This is a genomic window from Nonomuraea candida, assembly GCF_000725485.1.
Lineage (GTDB): Bacteria > Actinomycetota > Actinomycetes > Streptosporangiales > Streptosporangiaceae > Nonomuraea > Nonomuraea candida.
In genome coordinates, this window is record NZ_KL647031.1 from 102,830 (window position 1) to 125,574 (window position 22,745).

Below are 22,745 nucleotides of genomic sequence, written 5' to 3' on the forward strand. Positions count from 1 at the left end.
CAAGTGGATGTCCTCGACTGATCACAAGATCATCGGGCACATGTACCTCATCACGTCGTTCGCCTTCTTCCTCATCGGCGGCGTGATGGCCCTGGTCATGCGGGCCGAGCTGGCACAGCCGGGCCTGCAGTTCACCAGCAACGAGCAGTTCAACCAGCTGTTCACCATGCACGGCACGATCATGCTGCTGATGTTCGCGACGCCGCTGTTCGCCGGCTTCGCCAACGAGCTGATGCCGCTGCAGATCGGCGCCCCCGACGTGGCGTTCCCGCGCCTGAACATGGTCAGCTACTGGCTCTACCTGTTCGGCAGCATCATCGCCGTCTCCGGCTTCTTCACCCCGGGCGGCGCCGCCTCGTTCGGCTGGTTCGCCTACACGCCGCTGTCCAACGCGATCAACTCGCCGGGCATCGGCGGCGACCTGTGGATCATGGGCCTGGCCCTGTCGGGTCTGGGCACCATCCTCGGCGCGGTCAACTTCATCACCACGATCATCTGCATGCGCGCGCCCGGCATGACCATGTTCCGCATGCCGTTGTTCACCTGGAACGTGCTGCTGACCAGCATGCTCGTGCTGATGGCCTTCCCGGTGCTGGCCGCCGCGCTGCTCGCGCTGGAGTCGGACCGCAAGCTCGGCACCCACATCTTCGACTCCGAGAACGGCGGCGCGCTGCTGTGGCAGCACCTGTTCTGGTTCTTCGGGCACCCAGAGGTCTACATCATCGCGCTGCCGTTCTTCGGCATCGTCACCGAGATCCTGCCGGTCTTCAGCCGTAAGCCGATCTTCGGCTACGGAAGCCTCGTGGCCGCCACGGTCTCGATCGCCGGTCTGTCGATCACGGTCTGGGCGCACCACATGTTCCCGACCGGGCAGGTGCTGCTGCCGTTCTTCTCGTTCATGACGTTCCTGATCGCGGTGCCGACCGGGGTGAAGTTCTTCAACGCCCACTTCCACTACGTGGTCTTCGGCACCGTCGTGTTCGCGATGTTCGCCGGCTTCTACTTCTGGTGGCCCAAGTTCACCGGCAAGATGCTCGACGACAAGCTCGGCAAGCTGCACTTCTGGCTGCTGTTCGTCGGCTTCCACACGACCTTCCTCGTCCAGCACTGGCTGGGCGTGGCGGGCTTCCCGCGCCGGTACGCCGACTACAGCGCGGCCGACGGCTTCACCGACCTCAACATGATCTCGTCGGTGGGCGCGTTCGTGCTGGGCGCCTCGACGCTGCCGTTCTTCTACAACGTCTGGAAGACCTGGCGCAGCGCGCCCAAGGTCACCGTGGACGACCCGTGGGGCTACGGCGGCTCGCTCGAGTGGGCCACCTCCTGCCCGCCGCCGCGGCACAACTTCACCTCGCTGCCGCGCATCCGGTCCGAGCGCCCCGCGTTCGACCTGAAGTACCCGCACACTTCCAGCAAGCCCGCTCCGGAGGTCGAGTCCTAATGAAGGTGCAGGGTTGGCTGTTCCTGCTGTGCGGCGTCTTCTTCGCCGGCGTGGACATCGCCTACTGGTTCTGGACCAAGGCCGCGACGGGTCAGGGTGAGCCGGTCGGCACCACCGCCATGGCCATCTCGGTGGGCTTCGCGTTCATGGTGGGCTACTACCTGATGTTCACCGCGCGGCGCATCGGCGCGCAGCCGGAGGACAACAAGCAGGCCGAGATCAGCGACGGCGCGGGCGAGCTGGGCTTCTTCAGCCCGAGCAGCTGGTGGCCGCTGTTCCTGTGCCTGGCGGCGGCCTTCGCCTTCGCCGGGTTCGTGATCGGCTTCTGGATGTTCCTGATCGGGGTCTTCCTCGTGATCATGGCCATGATCGGGTTCGTCTTCCAGTACTACCGGGGCCACTTCTCGCACTGAGCCCCGACGTCCGAGGCGGGCGCCCTTCCCTCCGGGGGAGGGCGCCCGCTTTTTGGTGTTCTTTACCAGGGCGCGGATGTGGTGATTCGATCACTCAGGGTAATAAAGGAGGCAGAAGTGGGATCTTGGACGAGGGAGTACTCGTGGGGCGCGGAGCGTATGGACCGGCCGGCCTGCTGGCGTTGGCGCTGCTGACGGCGTGCTCGGCGGGTCCGGTCGAAGACCACAAGGGGGTCGCCATGGCCGGAGGGGCGCACGGCGTCCCCGTGGGGGTCTCTCCGGCGGACAAGACGGCCAACGTGCCCACGGACCAGCCCGTGGTCGTGTCGGCCCACGGCGGCACGCTGAAGAGCGTGCGGGTGCAGGGCAGCGGCAAGGCGGGCCCGCTGAAGGGGTTGCTGAGCGCCGACGGGAGCCGCTGGCGCAGCCTGGGCACCGCCAGGCCCGGCACCTCGTACACGGTCACCGTGGTCTCGGTGGACGGCGCGGGCAAGCGGAACGAGACCACCAGCACGTTCAGCACGGTCAAGGGCGGCAAGACGTTCGACATCACGACCATCACCCCGAACAAGGACGACACGGGGCTGACGGTCGGGGTCGGCATGCCCGTGATGATCGCCTTCGACCAGCCCGTCACCGACCGGATCGCCGTGGAGCGCAACCTGATCATCCGCAGCTCCAAGCCGGTGGAGGGCGCCTGGCACTGGTTCGACGACCAGCACGTGGACTTCCGGCCGCAGAAGTACTGGCCGGCGCACACCAAGGTGCGCGTGGAGGCCAAGCTGGCCGGGGTGCGCGGCGGGCCCGGCATGTACGGCAAGCGCGACGTGCGCGTCGACTTCAGGATCGGCCGTGAGCAGATCACCAAGGGCAGCACCGACGAGCACCTGCTCGTCGTCCGCCGGAACGGCAAGAAGATCCGCACCATGCCCATGAGCGCCGGGCAGGGCGGGCAGTGGAAGTACTACACCACCTCCGGCATCCACCTGGCCATGTCGCGCGAGCCGGTCACCATCATGACCTCGCCGGGGATCGGGCCGGGCTCGCCCGGCTACTACCGGCTCACCGTCTACAACACGGTGCGCATCTCCAACAGCGGCGAGTACGTGCACAGCGCGCCCTGGTCGGTGGGCTCCCAGGGCCACGCGAACGTCAGCCACGGCTGCGTGAACATCAGCCCGGCCAACGCGGCCTGGTTCATCAAGAACACCCTGATCGGCGACCCGATCATCATCACGGGGTCGCCGCGCAAGCTGGAGCCGACCAACGGGTGGGGGCACTGGCAGCAGAACTGGAGGCAGTGGCTCAAGTGGAGCTCGCTCAAGGCCGGCCCCACCATCACGCTGCCCTGAGCGGCCCGCGGAGCCCCTCTCGCGCCCGAGGGGCCGTCACCGGCTGGTGGCGGCCCCTTGGACGTGTGCGGGCGCTCAGGAGCGGCGGAAGGAGCCGCTGGCCTCGATCCAGCGGTCGAGGGTGGCCGCGGCGGCCCCCGAGTCGACCGCCTGGACCGCGCGCGCGTAGCCGTCGATCATGGAGGAGTCGAGGTCGTCGCCGGGCCCGTCGAGCGCCACGAGCGCGGCCGCCGCGTTGAGCAGCACCGCGTCGCGCACGGGGCCGGTCTTGCCGCGGACCAGGTCGTGCACGGCCTGGGCGTTGAACGCCACGTCGCCGCCGCGCAGCGCGCCCACGTCGGCGCGCGGGATGCCGAGCACCGCCGGGTCGAACGTGGTCTGCGTCGCGGTGCCGTCTTTGACCACCCAGACCGTCGAGGTGGCGGCGATGGTGAGCTCGTCGAGGCCGTCGTCGCCGCGGAAGACCAGCGCCGAGACCCCGCGCTCGGCGAAGACGCCCGCCAGCACCGGCAGCATGCGGGCGTCGTAGACGCCGATCGCCTGGGCCGTCGGGCGGGCCGGGTTGGTCAGCGGGCCGAGGAAGTTGAAGATCGTGGGCACGCCGATCTCCTTGCGCGTCGGGCCGGCGTGGCGCAGCGCGGGGTGGTAGACCGGGGCGAAGCAGAAGGCGATGCCCGCGTCGCGCGCCACCTGCGCCGTCTGCGCGGGCGTCAGGTCGAGCCGGATGCCCAGGTGCTCCAGCACGTCGGCGGCGCCGCACGAGGACGACGCGGCGCGGTTGCCGTGCTTGACCACGCGGGCGCCCGCGGCGGCGGCCACGATCGCGGCCATCGTGGAGACGTTGACGGTGTGCGCCCGGTCGCCGCCGGTGCCGACGATGTCGACCACGGGGCCCTCGACGGTCAGCGGCGTGGCCAGTTCGAGCATGGTGCGCGCCAGCCCGACCACCTCGGCCACGGTCTCGCCCTTGGCGCGCAGCGCGATCACGAAGCCGGCGATCTGGGACGGCGTCGCGGTGCCGGACATGATCTCCCGCATCGCCCAGGCCGACTCGTCAGAGGTGAGGTGCTCTCCCGACAGGAGAGCGGAAAGCAGGGTGGGCCAGGTCGTCCGGGAGTCCATGGGCACCTACTTGGCGTTGAGGCGGGCGGCGGAACGGCGGCGCATCAGGTCGGCCACGGTGTCGGCCACGACCATGGGCTCCAGCGGCTGCGACACGACCGCGTCGGCCTTGGACCACTCGGCCAGCCAGCGGTCGTCGCGCCTGGCGATGATCAGGCAGATGGGCGGGCAGTCGTAGACCTCGTCCTTGGCCTGGCGCGCGACGCCCATGCCGCCGGCGGGCTGCGTCTCGCCGTCGAGGATCGCGACGTCGATCTCACCCGACCCCAGCCACTGGTGGACCTTGGGCTCGGTGGCGCACTCCACGATCTCCACGAGGGGTACGTCGGCCGCGGGGCGCCTGCCGATGGCCTGGCTCACCTCGGCCCGGGTGGCGGCGTCGTCGCTGTAGACGAGGACCTTCATCTTCTCGTCGGTGCTCCCAGTGGACATCGGTCGCGCTCACTATCAGTCGAAGCGGTATGGTCACCTGGATCGTACCGGTGTGTCGGGGCGAAGGCCCAGGCCACCATGCCTGGTGGGTGATTTGCACCAATTATCCCAGGTTGGTCGGCGGTTTGTACCTGCTAACGGGGGGTCGTGCGCGGGACCGGCCACCGGAGCCGCAATAATGCTGCCCGTGGCGACAGCATCCGCAATAACTTCGACGACGACAGCACAGTCGTACCGCAGACCGAACCTGGTCAGTGTCGGGACGATCGTCTGGCTGTCCTCTGAGCTCATGTTCTTCGCGGCGCTGTTCGCGATGTACTTCACCATCCGGTCGGTGAGCGTCGGCAAGGGCCTCGAGTGGGCCCCGGCCATGCTTCCTGTTGGCACGACAGCAGAGCACGCCGCTCACCTGAACATCCCGTTCGCGACGGTCAACACGATCATTCTGGTTCTGTCGAGTGTGACGTGCCAGCTCGGCGTGTGGGCCGCAGAGAAGGGGCAGGTCGGAAAGCTCCGCTTCTGGTACTTCGTCAGCTTCCTCATGGGCGCGGTCTTCATCGCCGGCCAGCTGTACGAGTACATGGAGCTGGCGTCAGAGGGCGCGACCTTGTCCGCTAACGCCTACACCTCGGTGTTCTACCTGACGACGGGCTTCCATGGCCTGCACGTGACCGGTGGGCTGATCGCGTTCCTGTTCATGCTGGGACGCACGTACGCCGCGAAGCGCTTCACGCATGAGCAGGCCACCAGCGCGATCGTCGTGTCCTACTACTGGCACTTCGTAGACGTCGTCTGGATCGGTCTTTTCGCGACCATTTACATCATTCGTTAAGGAACGGGATCTCTGTGACTAGGATCACCGCTTGGCGGCGGCATCCCCTCGCGAGATACGCCGTCCTGATTTTGGCGTTGGCGCTGGTCGGGATGGTATACGCCGCCTTTGTCCAGGCGGGTAAGCCTGCCGACGCGGCATTGGCGGCAGGCAAGGTCGATGACGTGGCCGCGGGCAGGAGCCTGTTCGAGAAGCACTGCATGAGCTGCCACGGCACCAACGCCCAGGGCACCACGACGGCGCCCACGCTCATCGGCGTCGGCGCCGCGGCCGTCGACTTCCAGATGAGCACCGGGCGCATGCCGGCCGGCGCGCCCGGCCCGCAGGCGCCGCGCAAGCCGCTGCCCGAATGGGTCAACGAGGAGAAGATCCGCCAGATCTCGGCCTACGTGCAGTCGCTCGGCGGCGGCCCGCAGGTGCCGGGGCACGAGCAGGTCGACCCCAAGCTCGGTGACGCGGCCAAGGGCGGTGAGCTCTTCCGCGCCAACTGCATCCAGTGCCACAACTGGGCGGGTGCCGGCGGCGCGCTGACGCAGGGCAAGTACGCGCCCAACCTCAACGAGTCGACCCCGACTCAGATCTACGAGGCGATGGTCACCGGCCCGCAGGCCATGCCGGTCTTCAACGACACGACGATCACGCCCGAAGAGAAGCGCAGCATGATCGCCTACATCACCCAGGTGCGCGAGCAGAGGGACCCGGGTGGTTTCGGCCTGGGCCGCATCGGCCCGGTCACCGAAGGCCTCGTGGCGTGGGTGGTGGGCATCGCGGCCCTCTGCCTCGCCGCCATCTGGATCACCGCGAAGAAGCGACAGAAGTCATGACTGACAACGAGCACGAGATCGAGCAGCCGGACGAGCGCAAACCCAAGCGCGTGATCGGCACCCCCGCGCCGGGCACCTCGATGCTCGGCGCCGCCGAGCCGGAGGCCGCCGACCAGGATGTCCCCGGCGTGACGCTGCAGGACGAGGCCAAGGCGCGCAAGGCCGAGAAGATCGTGGCGCTCTGCTTCGCGATCACCTTCCTGGCGGGCATCGCGTTCATCATCTCCTACGTGTACTTCCAGGTCGGCAGCCCCGACGCGACCGGCACGTCCAACCTGGCGCTGGGCAGCTCGCTCACCGTGGCGATCCTGGCGCTCGCGATCGGCATCGTGGTCTGGACCCGCCAGATCATGCCGAAGTACGCCCTCGTCCAAGAGCGCCACACCATGACCTCCGACGAGGAGGACCGCGAGGTCGTCGCCGACACCTTCCTGCGTGGCGCCAACGAGAGCGGCTTCGTCAAGCGCAAGCTGCTGCGCCGCACGCTGCTGCTGGCGGCCGCGCCGCTCGGCCTGATCCCCGTGGTGCTGCTGCGCGACCTCGACAACAACAAGATGCCGGGCGCCGACTTCCACAAGGAGCTGCGCCACACCGTCTGGGGCCAGAAGAACAAGGAGGGCAAGCCGCTCAGGCTCGTCGTCGAGGGCACCGGCCAGCCGATCAGGGCGGCCGACTTCAACTCGCCCGGCGGCATCCTGTCGGTCGTCCCCGAGGGGTACGAGCACGACCTGACCGCCCTGGCCAAGGCCACGCTGATCCTGATCAAGTTCCGTCCTGAGGAGATCAAGGACGGCACCAACAGGAACTGGACGCACGACGGCATCGTCGCGTACTCCAAGATCTGCACCCACGTGGGCTGCCCCGCGGCCCTGTACGAGCAGAACACCCACCACATCCTCTGCCCGTGCCACCAGTCGACGTTCGACGCCGCCGACGGCGCCAAGGTCATCTTCGGCCCGGCCGCGCGGCCGCTGCCGCAGCTGCCGATCACCGTCGACGCCGAGGGCTACCTCGTCGCCCAGGGCGACTTCAAGGTGCCCGTCGGCCCGAGTTACTGGGAGCGCGGCGACGCCGAGGCCGAGGCCGGGATGAAGGGAGGCCAGGCATGAGCGACCTGAAGGCCGTGCCGAAGGCCATCGCCGGGCCGTCGAACTTCCTCGACGAGCGACTCGGCGGCGCCAACGCGCTCAAGCGCAACCTGCGCAAGATCTTCCCGGACCACTGGTCGTTCCTGCTGGGTGAGATCGCGCTCTACTCGTTCGTCATCCTGCTGCTGACCGGGACGTTCCTGACGCTCTGGTTCAAGCCCAGCATGATGGAGATCGCCTACGACGGCTCCTACGCGCCGCTCAAGGGCGTCATGATGTCCGAGGCCTACGCGTCGTCGCTGGAGATCAGCTTCGACGTCCGGGGTGGTCTGCTCATCCGGCAGATGCACCACTGGGCGGCCCTGCTCTTCGTGGCCGGCATGATGGTCCACATGCTGCGGGTGTTCTTCACGGGCGCCTACCGCAAGCCGCGCGAGATCAACTGGATCATCGGCATCCTGCTGCTGACGCTGGCCCTGGCCGAGGGTCTGACCGGCTACTCGCTCCCCGACGACCTGCTGTCCGGCGCCGGTCTGCGGATCACCGAGGGCGTGGCGATCTCGCTGCCCATCGTGGGGACGTACATCACGTTCTTCCTGTTCGGCGGGGAATATCCGGGTGAGGATGTCATCTCCCGGTTCTACTCGCTGCACATCCTGCTCATCCCGGGCATCCTCCTGGCGCTGGTGACGGCGCACATGGTGCTCATGTGGGTGCAGAAGCACACGCAGATGCCGGGCAAGGGCCGCACCAACAAGAACGTGGTGGGCGCGCCGTTCTACCCGGCCTTCATGGCCAAGGCGGGCGCGTACTTCCTGTTCACGCTGGCCGTGGTCGCGGGTCTGGCGACCTTCGCGCAGATCAACCCGATCTGGCTGTTCGGTCCCTACACGCCGGCCGACATCTCGGCCGGTTCGCAGCCCGACTGGTACATGGGCTTCCTCGAAGGCTCGCTGCGCCTGATGCCGCCATGGGAGATCAACCTCTTCGGCACCGCCCAGGCGGGCACCCTGCCGCTGAGCGTCATCATCCCGGCGTTGCTGCCGCTCGGCATCATCATGACGGGCCTGGCGCTCTATCCGTTCCTCGAACGCTGGGTGACGGGCGACAACCGCGAGCACCACGTCGCGGACCGTCCGCGCAACAACCCGCACCGCACCTCGATCGGCATGTCAGCCATCACGTTCTACGGCGTGCTGTGGCTGCTGGGCGCCAACGACGAGATCGCGGCGAACTTCCACATCAGCCTCAACTGGACGACCTACGCCGGCCGGGTGCTGATCTTCGTGGCGCCGGCGCTGGCCTACCTGATCACCTACCGCGTCTGCCTCGGCCTGCAGCGCTCCGACCAGGCGATCATCTCGCACGGTGTGGAGTCCGGCGTGATCAAGCGGCTGCCGCACGGTGAGTTCATCGAGGTCCACACGCCGCCGTCGGAGGACATCGAGGCCCACATGCGCGGCAAGGAAGCGGTGCCCATGCTGCCGGTGGCCGAGGACCCCTCGGGCATCCCGCCGAAGGGCATGCGCGGGCCGGTCGGCAAGCTGCGCGGGCGCATGTCGAAGGCGTACGGCGGGGAGAAGATCCCGCTGGACGACGGGCATGGGCACGGGCACGAGGAGGAGCACGCCGCCATCGGCACCGGTTCCGGTTCCGGCGACGACGACCGCAGCATCACTCACTGACCCTGACGCCACAGACCGTACGGGCCCGGACGAGCACCCCTCGTCCGGGCCCGTCGGCGTCCCGGCCGTCCCGCCCGCCGGAGGCGCGGGTGAGGCGCGGTGCCCGCTCCGCTCCGGGGCGTCGGCGGGGTGCGTGGCCGCCGCTGGGCCGCCGCTGGGCCGCCGCTGGGCCGCCGGTGGGCCGCCGGTGGCCGCCGGTGGGCGGCCGGGCGCCGGACGCCTGCGGGCGCGCGGGCATGGCTGTGGGCCGGTCGGGGCGTCGTGCCCGCCGGCCCTTCGTGCGTGAAGAGGTCAGTCGGCCTCGGGGAAGCCGATGGAGAAGGCCGCGTCGAGGTCGTGCTTGGAGTAGGCGCGGAAGGCGATGTGGGTCTCCGTGTGCAGCACGCCGGCGACCTTGTTGATCCGCCCCGGCACCACCTCGGCGATCTCCTCGTAGGCGGCCACCCGGACCATGGCCAGCAGGTCGTATTCGCCGGTGATGGAGTAGACCTCGCTGACCCCCTCGATCTCGGCGATCGTCTGGGCGACCTCCGGGATCCGGTCTACCTCTGCATTGATGTGGACGATAGCCGTGACCATGTATCAACTCTATCGTTTCACCTCAAAGGTCGCCCCTCCCGATTGCGCCGTTGGTCGAGATGCCGGTAAGCGAGGTCGATGCGCGCCTTGTGACGGGCCGCGCCGTGCGCCGGCAGGCTCCACTCGCCGTCCACCTCCACCAGCCGCACCCCGGGCGACTCCAGCCACCGCAGGATGCACTCGGTCTCCTCGGCGCTGGCGGCGTGCACCGGCCCGGGACCGGGCAGCACGACCTCGGCCGTGGCCGTCAGGGAGGCGACGAAAGGGGAGGGATGGGTGCCCTTCTCCATGACCCCGGCGGCGGCCAGCCGGCCGTAGCGGACGACGTGGATGTCCCAGCCGCCCCCGAACGCCGGGCTGGCGGCCACGAGCTGCGGGATGCGGGTGATGGCCGACAGGCGCTGCATGCGGGCCGCCGCCCGGACGAACGCGGCCAGCCGGTCACGGTCGACCGAGGCCTCCTCGTAGCGCTGCTCGACCGAGAGCCGCTCCATGTGGGCCGAGACGGCGGTGAAGACGGTGGAGGCGTCGAGGGTCATGGCGCGGCGCGCGTTCTCGACGTGGACGGCGTATTCCTCGGGGCTCTCCCGGCCCTCGCACGGCGCGCCGCAGCGGCCCATCTCGTGCAGCGCGCAGGCCGCCCGCCGGGTGCGCAGCGTCACCGGCTGGGTGCACTGGCGCAGCGGGATCGCCTCGTGGAGCGCGATGCGGGCGTCGTCGGCCGCGCGGGCGCTGGTGAAGGGGCCGAGGTAGGTGGCGCCGTCGTCCTTGAGGTCGCGCACGATCGACAGCCGCGGGAACACCTCGGTCGTGAGCTTGAGCCACACGACCTTCTCGGGGAAGCGGGAGCGGCGGTTGTAGCGCGGCTTGGCCCCGCCGATCAGCCGCAGCTCCCTCACCTCGGCCTCCAGCGCGGTCGAGCAGACGATGTGGCGCACCCGCTCGGCGATGCCGATCATCTCGCGGATGCGCGGGCGGGTCTCGCCGGCGGTGAAGTAGGAGCGCACGCGGTTGCGCAGATTGGTGCTCTTGCCGATGTAGAGGACCTCGCCGCGCTCGTCCTCGAAGAAGTAGACGCCCGGCGCGTGCGGCACGGACTCGGCGAGGTGGCGCTTGCGCTGCTGCTCGGGCGTGGGGGCCCGGACGAACGACTTGAGCTCCTCCAGCGTGTGGACCTGGAAGGAGCCGGCCCGCTCGATCAGCCCGTGCAGCACGTCGACCGTCGCCCTGGCGTCCTGCAGCGCGCGGTGGCACGGCTCGACGGGGCTGCGGAAGAACCTGGCCAGCGTGCCCAGCTTGGCGTTGGGGATCTCGTCGCGGGTCAGCACCCGCCTGGCCAGGTCGACGGTGTCGACCACCGGGTTGGCCGGCGGGGGATAGCCGAGCGCGGCGCAGGCGGCCTTGACGAAACGGGTGTCGAAACCGGCGTTGTGGGCCACCAGCGTGGCGCCGCGGATGAACTCCAGGAAGCTCGGCAGCACCGCCTCGATCTTCGGGGCCGCCATGACCATGGCGTCGGTGATGCCGGTCAGCACCGAGATGAACGGCGGTATCGGCCCCCCGGGATCGACCAGCGTGGAGAACTCGCCGAGCACCTCGCCCGCCCGCACCTTGACCGCGCCGATCTCGGTGATGGAGTCCTCGGCGGGCGAGCCGCCGGTCGTCTCGAGGTCGAACACGACGAACGTGACGTCGCTCAGCGGGGTGCCGAGCTCGTCGAGAGTGCCTTGAACCGGGTCCACGTTCCAAGACCATAGAGAACCGGACCGACAGGAATGATTTTCCCGTGGCTCGCGAGGGCCGGGTGTGATTCGTCCCGGACCGGCATCGCGGCACCCTATGGTCCGCATTCGCGGCTTTTCTGACGTCCTTGGGTGAGCACCCCTCTTGATCCTTAGTTACCCTTCCCTTTATGTCCGCGGGAAGACTTGCCGGCCGCTACTCCCTGCTGCGCCCTCTGGGCGCGGGCGGCATGGGGAAAGTGTGGCTGGCCAGGGACGAGATGCTTGACCGCGACGTCGCGGTCAAGGAGCTCACGCTGCCCGAAGGCATGTCGCCCAAGGAGCGGGCCGACTCGGTGACCAGGGCCGTGCGCGAGGCGCAGGCCACCGCGCGGCTGCGCCACCCCGGCATCGTGGCGCTCCACGACGTCGTGGTCGAGCAGGAGCGGCCGTGGCTGGTCATGGAGCTGCTGCGGGGCCGCACACTGGCCGAGACCGTACGCGACCACGGCCCCATGCCGCCCGAGCACGCCGCCAGGATCGGCGCCGACGTGCTCGACGCGCTGACCGTCGCCCACTCCCAGGGCCTGCAGCACCGCGACGTCAAGCCGGGCAACGTGTTCCTCACCGAGACCGGGCGGGTGGTGCTGACCGACTTCGGCATCGCCAGGCAGGAGGGCCAGGCCACGCTCACCGAGCAGGGCCTGATGATCGGCTCCCCCGGGTTCATCGCCCCCGAGCGGCTGGAGGGCGAGCCCGGCGGCCCCGCCAGCGACCTGTGGTCCCTCGGCGCCACCCTCTACGTCGCGCTGACCGGCGCGCCGGCCTACGACGGGCCGGCGGCCCAGCGCGTGCGCGACACGCTGACGCGGCCCGTGCCCGTGGCGCCGCCCCCGCTCGGGCCGCTGCTGGCCGCCCTGATGGCCCGCCACCCCGCCGCCCGTCCCGACCCGCGCGTGGCCGCGGAGGTGCTGCGGCAGGTCGCCGCGGGCAACCCGGCCCCGCAACTGCCGGTCGGCGCCGACCTGACCGCGCCGCGCAGGACCGGGCGGCGCAGCCGGGCCGCGCGGTGGATCGCCGCCGGGGCGGTGGCGCTGCTCGGGATGGGCACGACCGGGTTCGTGCTGCTGGGCGGCTGGGGCGGGACCCCGCAGGCGTTCACCGTGCCGATGGACGTGTGCACGCTGCTCGGGCAGGAGGAGGTGGGCGGGCTGCTGCGCACCCAGAGCCCGCCGAAGGGGCAGCCGGGCTCCGACGACGTCGGCCCGAAGTGCGGCTGGCCCGTCCCCAAGACGGGCGTGGGCCTTCAGGTGCAGAAGGACTCCGACACCGTCGACCCGTGGTCGATGACCGAGACCACCGCCCGCAGGCTCTTCGACAACCAGCAGCGCTACTGGGCCAAGTACGACACCGTGGACTGGACCTGGCCCGAGATCGGCGCCAAGGACGCCACCCGCGCCACGCGCACCCCCGTCCACCGGATCACCGGCGTCGGCGAGGAGGCGTTCGGCTTCGAGCTGAAGGGGCCGACGGGGCGCGTGCACTCCGCCCACATCTACTACCGGCTGGCCAACCTGGTGGTGAGCGTCGAATACACCACGCTCACCGACCGGCCGACCGACGAGGACATCAAGCGCTCGGCCCTGACGGCCGCGCAGGCGAGCGAACGGGCGTTGCGCGATGCCGCATGACCTCTACCTGCTGGCCGGCCGCTACCGGCTGATCGAGCGGCTCGGACAGGGCGGCGCGGGCACGGTGTGGCGGGCCATCGACGAGATGCTCGACCGGCAGGTCGCGGTCAAGCAAGTACGCGTCCCCGAGGGGCTGGGCCCGGCCGAGCGGGCGGCGTTCACCGACCGGGCCATCCACGAGGCCAGGTCCGCCGGCCGGCTGCGCGACCCGGCCATCGTCCTCGTGCACGACGTCGTCCTCGAAGGCGACCAGCCGTGGATCGTGATGGACCTGACCACCGGCCGCTCGCTGGACAAGGTGATCAAGGAGCAGGGGCCGCTGCCACCGGGCTTCGTCGCCGCGGTCGGGCTGCGCGTGCTGACCGCGCTGGAGGTCGCCCACGCGCACGGCATCCTGCACCAGGACGTCAAACCCGCCAACATCCTGCTGGAGGCCGACGGCTCGGCGATGCTCACCGACTTCGGCATCGCCGCGCCGATCGGCGGGCGGGGCGACATGTACGGCAGCGCCGGCTCGCCCGGCTACATGGCCCCCGAGCGGCTCAACGAGCAGCCCTCGGGCCCGGCCTCCGACCTGTGGTCCCTCGGCGCGAGCCTCTACACCGCCGTGCAGGGCCGCGCGCCGTTCGAACGCGACCTGCCCGCCGCGGTCGCCGCCGCGGTGCTGCTGCACGAGCCGCCCTTCCCCGCCCGGGCCGGCCGCGACCTGGGCGGCCTGCTCATGGCCATGCTCGCCAAGGACCCCGCGGCCCGTCCCACGGCGGCCCAGGTCCGCCGGACGCTGAGCGGGCTGGCCGCCCCCGGTGCGCTCGCCGACGTCGCCTCCGGCGCGGTCCCCGGCCACCCGGGGGCGGGCCGGCGCCGCCGGTGGCTGCTGCCGGCCGTGCTCGCCGCCGTCGTGGCGCTGGGCGCGGGCGGCTGGTACGCCGTCACCGCCCTGACCGGCGACGACGCCGGCACCGGCGCATACGCCAAGGCGCCCGACCCGTGCACGCTCCTCACCGACGCCCAGGCCGCCGAGCTGATGAAGGGCGCCCCCGAGCGCTCCGTCACCAGGCCGGGCGAGTGCCAGTGGCTCATCAGGGCGGGCGGGACCGAACGCGGCCGCCGCCTGCTCGTGCGCGCCTGGATCGAGCGGCCCGCCGGCGGCCTCGACGGGCCCCAGGTGGCGCAGCGCCGCTTCGCCAGCGAGAGGAGCACGCGCGCCGCGGCCGAGGGCACGAGCGGGCGCTCGGCGTACGGCGGGGTGTCCGAGGTTCCCGGGGTGGGGGAGGCGGCCATCGTGCAGAACGGGTTCAGGTTCTACATGAGCTCCACGGAGAGCGGCACCTCGAACAGCCGGTTGCTCTTCCGTACGAGCAACCTGCTGGGCGAGGTGGTCTGGCACCGTGAGGAGGTGCCGGCCGAGACGCCGGCCGACGAGAAGACCGCCGTCTCCGCCGCCCGCCTGGTCTCCGCGGCGCTGTCGCGATGAGGCCGCCGGAGCGGGGCGCCGTCGTGATGAGGCCGTCGGTACGAGGCGCCGTCGTGATGAGGCCGTCGGTACGAGGCGCCGTCGCACGCGGTGCCGCAAGCACCTTGCGAGGGGTGTGACTACCATGTCTCCCCGCAAGTCAGGCAACCCCAGGAGTCCCCGTGAATCCCGGTAGCGAGTTCGAGCCGCCGACCACCCCTCCCCAGGTGCCGGACGGGCGGTTCGAGCCACCGAGCGTGCCTCCTCCCATGCCTTCCGCCCCCTCCGGGGCGCCGGCCCCGCCACCCGGCCCCTACGGCCCGCCCGGCCCGTTCCCGCCGCACGCGGCCCCAGGCCCCTCGACCCCCTCAGGACCGCAGCCACCCGGCCCTTGGGGCCCGTCCGGACCGCGGCCGCCTTCCGGCCCTCCCGCCCCCTGGGGTCACTCCGGACCGCAGGGGCCTTCGGGGCCTGCTGGGCAGCAGGGGCCTCCCGGGGGGCCCGGAGCGTCGCCGGCGATGCCTTCGACCATGCCGCCCATGCCGCGGCCCCCGTCGCCGAAGCGGCCGGCGTGGCTGATGCCCACGCTGGCCGCGGCGCTCGTGGTGCTGGTGGCCGCGGCCGGCGTGGGGGCGTACTTCGTCTATGGCAGGGGCGCCGGGACCGGCACGACCCCGGTGGCCGGCCCGTCGTCGTCGCCGCCCGCCCAGCGGTCCGCGGCCGACGCGGCGGCCCCCGACGTGTGCGGCATGCTGCCCGCGGCCGAGGTCGACCGGCTGGTCCCCGACGCGACGATCGCCAGGTCCGCCAGGAACGGCGACTACACGATCGACTTCCGCTGCAACTGGATCAACCAGCGCATCTCGTACGGCGACTTCTGGCGCAGCAGGGAGATCGACGTCAAGGTCGCGCAGCACCGGGGCGAGGGCGCCAAGACGGGCCGGGCGGTGGCCCAGAACGCGTACGAGCTGGACTATCGCCACGGCAAGTACCGCGAGACCGCCAAGCCGTCGCTCGACCCCGGCGAGAAGGAGTATCTCTCCCCGGTCAAGGACCTGCCCGGCGTCGGTGACAGCGCGTTCGCCCAGTACACCTGGCGTCGCGACGACAAGCTCCTCTGGTACGCCTTCGGCACGGCCCGGGCCCGCGTCGGCGACATGACCATCGAGGTGAGGTACCAGGCGGGCCAGCAGCGCAAGGACGCCCAGATCCTGACGAACGAGAGCGCCCAGGCGATCACGGAGGAGAACGCCATCCGCGAGGTGAGCGGCCTGATCGGGCACGTCGCCAAGGGCGTGGCGGCCTGGCAGGCGCAGCACCCGGACGTGCTGGCCAAGGTGGAGCCATCGGCGGCGGCCACCGTCTCGCCCAGCCCCCGCGCGACCCCCTCGCCCACGGTGCTGGCCTCCTTCCCCGCCGACTGCGCGGCCGTGACGGAGACGGCCACGCGGCTGGTGCCCGAGCCGGTCACCCGGGCGCGCGGCACCACCGTGGGCGCCGACAGCCAGACCGAGTGCCGCTGGCTCAACAGGGAGCTGCCGGGCGGCGAGGGCATCACGAAGATCCGCAGCGCGCTGATCACGGTGCACCGGTTCACGAACCGGGCGGGGGCCGTGGACGAGCCCGCGGCCAAGGCCTTCTACGCGACCGGGTACGGCCGGGCCAGGAACACGGCCGAATCCTCCATCGGCGGCGTCACCTGGGGCAAGCTGACCCGGACCGAGGGGCTGGGCGACGAGGCGTACCGGCAGTACGTCAAGAGCAGGAGCGGCGAGGTCTCCGCGGGCAGCGGCTCCGTGATCATTCGTACGGGGGCGGTGGTCGTCGAGGTCGACTACTCCGGCCACCAGCGGCCGGCGGCCGAGGCGACCGACTCGCCCAAGGTGGTGCTCATACCGGAGAAGGAAGCGATGGACGGAGCGCTCACCCTGGCCAAGGCGTACCTGGCGGCGCTGGGCGGGCAGCCGGCGGGCGGCTGAGACGTGCCTCTTCGGCGGGGCGGCGCCAGGACGGGCCGCCCCGCCTTCGCATGTCCACCGGCCGCTGACTTTCGCGGCTTCATGAACGGTTAAAGAAGCTGCAACCCGGTTGCAAGCGGGACAAATAACGTTATGTCTGCAAGCACCTGAGCCGCGCGATCATGTTTGTCCAGTACAGGGGCATGGGCAAACCGTGGGGGATCACGCGGCTCATTGCTTTTCCCGGGCCAGGACCGCGCCGACGGGGTTCCCTGGCCAGGACCGCGCCGACGGGGTTCCCTGGCCGGGATCCGATTGACGGGGTTGTCCGGGCCAGGATCGGATCGATGAGGTTTCCGGTCAGGGACGGGCCGAGGGGGTTTCCCGTCAGGGACGGGTCGAGGGGGCTTCCCGGGTCAGGAACGGGTCGAGGAGGCCGGGGACGGCCTGCGCGGCCAGTTCGAGCCCGTCCGCGCGCCCGACGTCCACCACCTCGTAGTGTCCCCGGCCCGCCGCCGTCGTGGCCGAGACGGTCAGCAGGCCCGCCCGCCGCTGGAAGAACGACTCGGTGACCGTCCAGCCCGCGATGCCCGCGCGGTCGAGCGCGACCGTACGGCGGACCACGGCGCCCCTCCTGGCGATCAGGTGCCGCGAACCCAGAGCGTGCCCCAGGTTGCCGGCGCTCACCACGGCGTGCCACAGCCCGAGAACCAGCACCGCCACCGGCGCCGTCCACACCCAGCCGCCCACCCACGCCCACGGCGCGGTCAGCTCCGCGACGGCCGCCGCCGCCACCGCCACGACCGCCGCCACCCCCGCCCGCACGACCCTCCTGCGCAGCGCCGCCCCCGGATGCCCGGCCAGCCCGGCCGGGGCCGCCGGCCCTCCTGCGCCACCGCCTGGCAGACCGTCCGGGGACGCAGGCCCTTCTGCGCCACCGCCCGGCAGACCGTCCGGGCCGTGTGACGGAACCGGGCCGGCGAACGGCAGAGTCGTGCCGGTGACCGGCAGGGGTGCGCCCGCCTGGCTGTCGGACGGGGCCGGGCCGGTGACCGGCAGGGGTGTGCCGGCGATCGTGGCGGCCACCTGGAGCGCCAGGGCGCGGGGCATGGGCGGGGTGAGCGCGGCGGCGTCCTCGGTCTCGTCGCCGGAGCTCTTGCCGAGCCCCGTGGCGATGGACCTGATCCGGGCCCCGCCGCCCAGCCGCAGCAGCAGCGGCTCGTTGATCTCCACGCCGCGCAGCCTGCGCTCCTCCAGCGTCAGGGAGCGCGCGGTCAGCAGGCCGCGCCGCAGCCGCAGCCGTCCCGGCTCGCGTTCCAGCCGGTAACGCGCCCACGACTCGGCGAACAGCAGGCCCGCGCCGAGCACGCCGACGAGCAGGTTGAGCGCGAGCAGCAGCGGCACGGCCAGCAGCGGCTGCGCCACCACCCACTCCCACAGGCCGGCGGCGATCCGGGTGGTGAACCTCTTGAGCCCCACCGTCTCAAGCCCCTTGTACAACGCGCCGAGCACCACCGCCGCGCCCGTGAACGTCCACACCGACAGCGGCGCGTACCTGACCCAGGACCAGCGCAGCTCCGCCACCGGCCCCTCCTCGCGCGCGGCGGCGGCCCGCTCCTCCTGGCGCAGCAGGGTGCGGCGCAGCGCCTCGGCCTCATGCCGGTCCAGCGGGTCGAGGGCCACCTCGTCGCCGTCGCCGGCGTGCTCTCCCGTGCCGACCTTGACCACGGTCAGGCCGAACATCCGGTGCACCGGGTCGGCGCGGAGATCGACGCTGCGCACCCGGTCGCGCGGGATCGAGCGGTGCTGGCGGGTGGTGAGGCCCGAGCGCAGCTCCAGGCGGTCGGGGGTGAGCCGCCAGCGGGTGGCGCGCAGCCGCAGCAGGTCGTACGCGACCAGGGCCGCGACGATCAGCACCGCCGCCCCCGCGCACGCCGCCACGATGCCGCCGGCCGTCCAGTCGCGCCCCATCAGGAACCGCACCAGCCCCGCCCCGGCGCCCGCCGCGACGACCAGCGACTTGACCCCCGACGCCCACGGGCTCCGCCCGGAAAGCCGCCGCCACCTCGCCGCCTCCTCCTCCACGACGGTCCCCGCGGCCGGCCCCGCGGCCGGCCCGGAGGGGTGGGGCCGGTCGTGGCTCTGGCCGTCCGCCGCCCTCGCGGCTCCGGAGAGGTGAGGTCGGACGGAGGTCTCCCACGCCGCGCCGCCGGCCGTGCTCGTGATCGGCCCGGGGCTCTCGTGTGGCTCGCGGTGACCGTTCACGTCGCGTCTCCCGGCGTGGCCTGGGTGCGCGCGGTGAGGCGTTCGGCCAGCTCGGCCGCCACCTCGTGGTCCAGCGCCTCGATCTTGACGGCCCCGGCGGAGGACGCGGTGGTCACCGTGACGTCGGCCAGCCCGAACAGCCGCTGCACCGGCCCCCGCGCGGTGTCGACCCGCTGGATGCGCGACATCGGCGCGACCTGCCAGGTGTGCGTCAGCAGCCCCTTGCGGGTGTAGACCGCCTGGTCGGTGACCTCCCACCGCTCCACCCGGTAGGCCGCCCGTGGCGCCACCACGGCCAGCGTCAGGCAGCCCAGCGCGAACACCGCCACGACGCCGCCCAGCCAGACCGGCCGCTCGGTGAGGAACCAGTACGCCGCCACCGCCGCCCCGGCCACGGGCACCATGAGGATCAGCCACTGCACCGTCCACCACGGCACGGCCCGCCGGTCGGCCCGGTTGCGCGGCGGCCGCAGCCCGGTCACGCTCATTCGCCCTCCCCCGGGGACGACGAGGACGAGGACGACAGCGACTCGCCGGCGGCCAGCAGCACGAACCCGAGCACCCCGATCACGATGGCCGCGAACACCTCATATCCGGAGAGGAACGGCAGATGGTTGACCACGATCAGGTCGTGCGCCCACTTCCACCAGCCGAGCAGACCGTTCACCAGGCCGGCCGCCCCTTGCAGGAGCAGCAGCCAGCCGAACACCTTCAACACCGCTTGCATGCCGTCCAGCCTCGCCCGCCCGGGGGGCGGCCCGCGTCGGTCCTAGGTCTCGGCGGGCACCGACTTTGGTCGCTGTCGCCGCACCCTCGGCAGGGCTTAACCTCGATGAACGTGACGGAACTGCGGGGGGACGGCGCTCCCGGCCACGAATACCGGTGGGCGCTGCCGTCGGTGCTGCTCGGCGACGGCAGCGCGGGCGGGCGGGTGCGGCGCTCGACGCGCGACTGGATCGTCGACATCGCCATGTTCCTGCTCGCCGCCGGCCTGACGTTCCTGTCCCTGATCGAGCTGCGGCAGCAGAACCAGCCCCAGCCGCTGATGGCCGTCGAGCAGGTGACGGGGGCGCTGTCGTGCGTCGCGGTGTGGCTGCGGCGCCGCTGGCCGGTTCAGCTCGCGGTGGTGACGGCGCTGCTGTCGTCCTACCTGGAGCTGCCCGGCGGGACGTCGGTGGTCGCGTTCTTCACGGTGGCGGTGCACCGGCCGTTCCGGATCTCCGGGCCGGTCGCGGTGCTCAACTTCGTCACCCTGGCCCCCTACGTCATCCTGCGGCCCCAGACCGAGCTGGACCGCACGTGGGCGGCGGCGCTCGGCGTGGCGATCCTGCTCACGGTGTTCGCGTGGGGCGTGGTGATCAGGGCCAGGCGGCAGCTCGTCTGGTCGCTGCGGCAGCGTGCCGACAGCGCCGCCGAGGAGGCCAAGCGGCTCGAACGCGAGCGCATCGCCCGCGAGATGCACGACGTGCTGGCCCACCGCATCTCGATCCTGAGCCTGCACGCGGGCGCGCTGGAGTTCCGGCCCGACGCGCCGGCTGGCGAGATCTCCAGGGCGGCCGGGGCCATCAGGAGCAACGCCCATCTGGCGCTGCAGGACCTGCGCGAGGTGATCGGCGTGCTGCGCCACTCGGCCCCGGAGGACGACGTGGTGCCCGACCGGCCGCAGCCCACGATGGCCGACGTGCCCGCGCTGGTCGAGGAGTGCCGGCATGCGGGCATGCGGGTGCGGCTCGACCTGCGGGCCTCCGACGCGCCCGAGGGGCTGGGCCGTAACCTGTACCGCATCATCCAGGAGGCCCTCACCAACGCGCGCAAGCACGGCGGCGGGGCGCCGGTGACGGTCACCGTGCGGGGCGAGCGCGGCGACGGCCTGTCGGTGGAGGTGGGCAACCCCCTGGGCACGCGCCACGGCGCGCGCCTGCCGGGGGCGGGCGCCGGGTCGCGCATCCCGGGGGCGGGCGCCGGCCTGATCGGGCTCAAGGAGCGGGCGGAGCTCGCCGGCGGCAGGCTGGAGCACGGCGCCACGCCCGAGGGGAATTTCGTGGTACGCGCCTGGCTGCCGTGGCCGGCGAAGACGACGGGAGAGGACGACGCATGACCGCAGCGGCCGGGGGGCCGATCAGGGTGCTGATCGTGGACGACGACGCGATGGTGCGGGCCGGGCTGTCGATGATCCTCGGCGGCGCGGGCGACATCGAGATCGTCGCGGAGGCCGGTGACGGGGCCGAGGTGCCGCCGCTGGTGAGCGCGCACCGGCCCGACGTGGTCCTGATGGACATCCGCATGCCGGGCATCGACGGCCTGACCGCCACCGAGACGCTGCGCCGCACGTCCGAGCCGCCCGAGGTGGTGGTGCTGACCACGTTCCACGCCGACGCGCAGGTGCTGCGGGCGCTGCGCGCGGGGGCGGCCGGGTTCCTGCTGAAGGACATCCCGCCGATCGACCTGGTGCGGGCAATCAGGAAGGTGGCCGCGGGGGAGCCGATCCTGTCGCCGGCGGTGACGCGGCAGCTCATCACGCACGTGGCCGACGGCGCCACGGGGGAGCGCGGCGAGCGGGCCAGGAAGCTGCTCGGCCGGCTCAGCGAGCGGGAGCGGGAGGTGGCCACGGCCGTCGGGCAGGGCAAGTCCAACGCCGAGATCGGCCGCGAGCTGTTCATGAGCGTGCCCACGGTCAAGGCGCACGTCTCCCGCATCCTCACCAAGCTGGGCCTGAACAACCGGGTCCAGGTGGCGCTGCTGGTCTACGACGCGGGCTCGTAGCCGGCCAGCAGCTCCTCGATGGTGGCCCGGTGCAGCACCAGGTCGTCGGGGTCGTCCGGGCCGGGTTGCTCTCCGAAGTGGATGCGGCGCTGCCAGACCCTGGCCATGATGACGCCGTGCCGCAGGGCGGCGTACATCTCGTAGAAGTCCAGGTCGCGCGGCTCGTGGCCGGTCAGCTCGCGATAGGTGCGGCAGACGTCCTCGCGGCGCATGAAACCGGGCAGGCCGGGCAGGCCCGCGCCGGTCGTGAGGTCCTGGAAGAAGCGGTGCAGGAAGATCATCCAGGAGAGGTCCAGCTCGCGCGGGCCGACGGCGGCCATCTCCCAGTCGAGCACCGCGACCGGGGTGAAGTCGCGGTACATCACGTTGCCGATCCTGGCGTCGCCCCAGGTGAGCACGTCGGGGCCGGGGTCGTCCGGCCAGTGCGACTCCAGCCAGGCGAAGGCCCGCTCCAGCAGCGGGATGGGCCGCGCGCCGTGCGCCCACCGGTAGTAGGCGCGCTGGGCCTCGACGTGCGCGCGCAGCCCGGGCGCGCCGAACGGCGCCAGCTCCCGCGGCGTGAACGCGGTCTGGTGCAGCGCCGCGAGGATCCCGACGCTGGCGTCCTGCAGCCGCCGCCGGTCCGCGGGGGAGGCGTCGTGCAGCCAGCCCCCGAACGTGTACGGCGGCAGGTCCGGCGGCACCTCTCCCTCCGCGCGCTCCATGACGAAGAACGGCGTGCCGAGCGGTTCCGGGTCCGGCTCGAACCACAGGGCCCGGGGCGCTGGGATTCCAGCTTTTTCCCTGGCCAGGCGCATCATCTCGAACTGGGCCCGCAGGTCGTACGCCGGGAAGACCGGAACCGCCTCCGGCGCAGGTGCGAGCCTGGCCACGCAGCGCGTCGCGCCTCCGTCCCAGGTCGCGGTGAAGAACAGGGTCTCGCTGGACAGGCCGTTTCCCGACGGTCTGGACATCTCAGACACCGCGCCGCTCTCGCCGACCCGGCCGCGAAGCCAGACGGTGGCGCGTTTCCGCAGTTCCTCCAGGTCACGGGTGGACGTACGCAGCTGTTCCGTCACAGTGGGCCTCCCGCGTGGACATGTGCCCTTCGACAGTCGTATACCGCCGAGCAAGCGCTTGTCCATAA

The 22,745-nt window shown here is 71.6% G+C and carries 20 protein-coding genes; 12 read left to right on the forward strand and 8 right to left on the reverse strand.

The annotated features are described in order from the left end of the window. Window positions 1-7: 7 nt before the first annotated feature. The 3 genes from IO39_RS44405 (at window position 8) to IO39_RS44415 (ending at window position 3,206) form a co-directional block, all read left to right on the forward strand. Window positions 8-1,441, forward strand: a complete 1,434-nt coding sequence (locus IO39_RS44405) for a cytochrome c oxidase subunit I (protein WP_245642659.1) — start codon at window positions 8-10, stop codon at window positions 1,439-1,441. After that, a complete protein-coding gene (locus IO39_RS44410) occupies window positions 1,441-1,854 on the forward strand; it encodes a cytochrome c oxidase subunit 4 (RefSeq protein ID WP_043638365.1) in 414 nt (137 codons plus the stop codon). Before IO39_RS44405 ends, IO39_RS44410 begins: the two co-directional genes overlap by 1 nt. A 143-nt stretch (window positions 1,855-1,997) precedes the next feature. Then, complete coding sequence (locus tag IO39_RS44415) at window positions 1,998-3,206, forward strand: L,D-transpeptidase (RefSeq protein WP_043638368.1); 1,209 nt, start codon at window positions 1,998-2,000, stop codon at window positions 3,204-3,206. A gap of 75 nt (window positions 3,207-3,281) precedes the next feature. Here IO39_RS44415 and trpD read toward each other — a convergent pair whose 3' ends face one another. Together trpD and IO39_RS44425 are read right to left on the reverse strand one after the other, a co-directional pair. Further along, window positions 3,282-4,328 carry an anthranilate phosphoribosyltransferase gene (trpD, locus tag IO39_RS44420; protein WP_043638372.1) on the reverse strand — a complete coding sequence of 349 codons (1,047 nt, stop codon included), beginning with the start codon at window positions 4,326-4,328 and terminating at the stop codon, window positions 3,282-3,284. Window positions 4,329-4,334: 6 nt separating this feature from the next. Then, window positions 4,335-4,760 carry a response regulator gene (locus IO39_RS44425; protein WP_043638376.1) on the reverse strand — a complete coding sequence of 142 codons (426 nt, stop codon included), beginning with the start codon at window positions 4,758-4,760 and terminating at the stop codon, window positions 4,335-4,337. A gap of 178 nt (window positions 4,761-4,938) precedes the next feature. On the opposite strand from IO39_RS44425, the gene ctaE reads away from it, so the two are divergent. The 4 genes from ctaE to qcrB are packed head-to-tail and all read left to right on the forward strand — an operon-like array spanning window position 4,939 to window position 9,189. Beyond that, window positions 4,939-5,592: an aa3-type cytochrome oxidase subunit III gene (gene ctaE / locus IO39_RS44430; protein ID WP_043638378.1), complete on the forward strand. Its 654-nt coding sequence runs from the start codon at window positions 4,939-4,941 to the stop codon at window positions 5,590-5,592. Window positions 5,593-5,606: 14 nt separating this feature from the next. Beyond that, complete coding sequence (gene qcrC, locus IO39_RS44435) at window positions 5,607-6,416, forward strand: cytochrome bc1 complex diheme cytochrome c subunit (RefSeq protein ID WP_052424172.1); 810 nt, start codon at window positions 5,607-5,609, stop codon at window positions 6,414-6,416. After that, complete coding sequence (gene qcrA, locus IO39_RS44440) at window positions 6,413-7,525, forward strand: cytochrome bc1 complex Rieske iron-sulfur subunit (RefSeq protein WP_043638381.1); 1,113 nt, start codon at window positions 6,413-6,415, stop codon at window positions 7,523-7,525. The genes qcrC and qcrA overlap by 4 nt, the downstream gene beginning before the upstream one ends. Continuing rightward, the gene (gene qcrB / locus IO39_RS44445) at window positions 7,522-9,189 is read left to right on the forward strand and encodes a cytochrome bc1 complex cytochrome b subunit (protein ID WP_043638383.1); all 1,668 of its coding nucleotides are present in this window, start codon (window positions 7,522-7,524) and stop codon (window positions 9,187-9,189) included. Before qcrA ends, qcrB begins: the two co-directional genes overlap by 4 nt. 291 nt (window positions 9,190-9,480) lie before the next feature. On the opposite strand, the gene IO39_RS44450 is transcribed toward qcrB, so the two are convergent. Next, on the reverse strand, window positions 9,481-9,768 hold the full coding sequence (locus IO39_RS44450; protein ID WP_043638385.1) for an Lrp/AsnC family transcriptional regulator: 288 nt from the start codon (window positions 9,766-9,768) through the stop codon (window positions 9,481-9,483). A gap of 17 nt (window positions 9,769-9,785) precedes the next feature. Then, entirely contained in the window at window positions 9,786-11,510 is a 1,725-nt protein-coding gene (locus IO39_RS44455; protein ID WP_043638387.1) for a DEDD exonuclease domain-containing protein, read from the reverse strand. A 170-nt stretch (window positions 11,511-11,680) separates the two neighbouring features. Here IO39_RS44455 and IO39_RS51630 point away from each other — a divergent pair, with 170 nt between their 5' ends. The 3 genes from IO39_RS51630 (at window position 11,681) to IO39_RS44470 (ending at window position 16,612) form a co-directional block, all read left to right on the forward strand. Beyond that, window positions 11,681-13,180, forward strand: coding sequence for a serine/threonine-protein kinase (locus IO39_RS51630; RefSeq protein WP_084774579.1), 1,500 nt, complete (start codon window positions 11,681-11,683; stop codon window positions 13,178-13,180). Further along, window positions 13,170-14,654 (forward strand): serine/threonine-protein kinase, encoded by a 1,485-nt coding sequence (locus IO39_RS51635; RefSeq protein ID WP_052424174.1) that lies wholly within the window; start codon window positions 13,170-13,172, stop codon window positions 14,652-14,654. Before IO39_RS51630 ends, IO39_RS51635 begins: the two co-directional genes overlap by 11 nt. A gap of 518 nt (window positions 14,655-15,172) precedes the next feature. Next, a complete protein-coding gene (locus tag IO39_RS44470; RefSeq protein WP_043638389.1) occupies window positions 15,173-16,612 on the forward strand; it encodes a hypothetical protein in 1,440 nt (479 codons plus the stop codon). Window positions 16,613-16,978: 366 nt separating this feature from the next. Here the strand turns inward: IO39_RS44470 and IO39_RS44475 are convergent, their stop codons facing one another. The 3 genes from IO39_RS44475 to IO39_RS44485 are packed head-to-tail and all read right to left on the reverse strand — an operon-like array spanning window position 16,979 to window position 19,583. Continuing rightward, window positions 16,979-18,856, reverse strand: a complete 1,878-nt coding sequence (locus IO39_RS44475; protein ID WP_052424175.1) for a PH domain-containing protein — start codon at window positions 18,854-18,856, stop codon at window positions 16,979-16,981. Continuing rightward, window positions 18,853-19,344: a PH domain-containing protein gene (locus IO39_RS44480; protein ID WP_043638390.1), complete on the reverse strand. Its 492-nt coding sequence runs from the start codon at window positions 19,342-19,344 to the stop codon at window positions 18,853-18,855. The genes IO39_RS44475 and IO39_RS44480 overlap by 4 nt, the downstream gene beginning before the upstream one ends. Next, window positions 19,341-19,583 carry a hypothetical protein gene (locus IO39_RS44485; RefSeq protein WP_052424176.1) on the reverse strand — a complete coding sequence of 81 codons (243 nt, stop codon included), beginning with the start codon at window positions 19,581-19,583 and terminating at the stop codon, window positions 19,341-19,343. The genes IO39_RS44480 and IO39_RS44485 overlap by 4 nt, the downstream gene beginning before the upstream one ends. A 111-nt stretch (window positions 19,584-19,694) precedes the next feature. Between IO39_RS44485 and IO39_RS44490 the strand changes: the two genes are divergently transcribed. Together IO39_RS44490 and IO39_RS44495 are read left to right on the forward strand one after the other, a co-directional pair. Then, window positions 19,695-20,954 carry a sensor histidine kinase gene (locus tag IO39_RS44490; protein ID WP_245642620.1) on the forward strand — a complete coding sequence of 420 codons (1,260 nt, stop codon included), beginning with the start codon at window positions 19,695-19,697 and terminating at the stop codon, window positions 20,952-20,954. Then, window positions 20,951-21,619: a response regulator gene (locus tag IO39_RS44495; RefSeq protein WP_043638391.1), complete on the forward strand. Its 669-nt coding sequence runs from the start codon at window positions 20,951-20,953 to the stop codon at window positions 21,617-21,619. The genes IO39_RS44490 and IO39_RS44495 overlap by 4 nt, the downstream gene beginning before the upstream one ends. On the opposite strand, the gene IO39_RS44500 is transcribed toward IO39_RS44495, so the two are convergent. Continuing rightward, window positions 21,601-22,677, reverse strand: coding sequence for a phosphotransferase family protein (locus tag IO39_RS44500; RefSeq protein WP_043638395.1), 1,077 nt, complete (start codon window positions 22,675-22,677; stop codon window positions 21,601-21,603). The genes IO39_RS44495 and IO39_RS44500 overlap by 19 nt on opposite strands. Window positions 22,678-22,745: the final 68 nt, after the last annotated feature.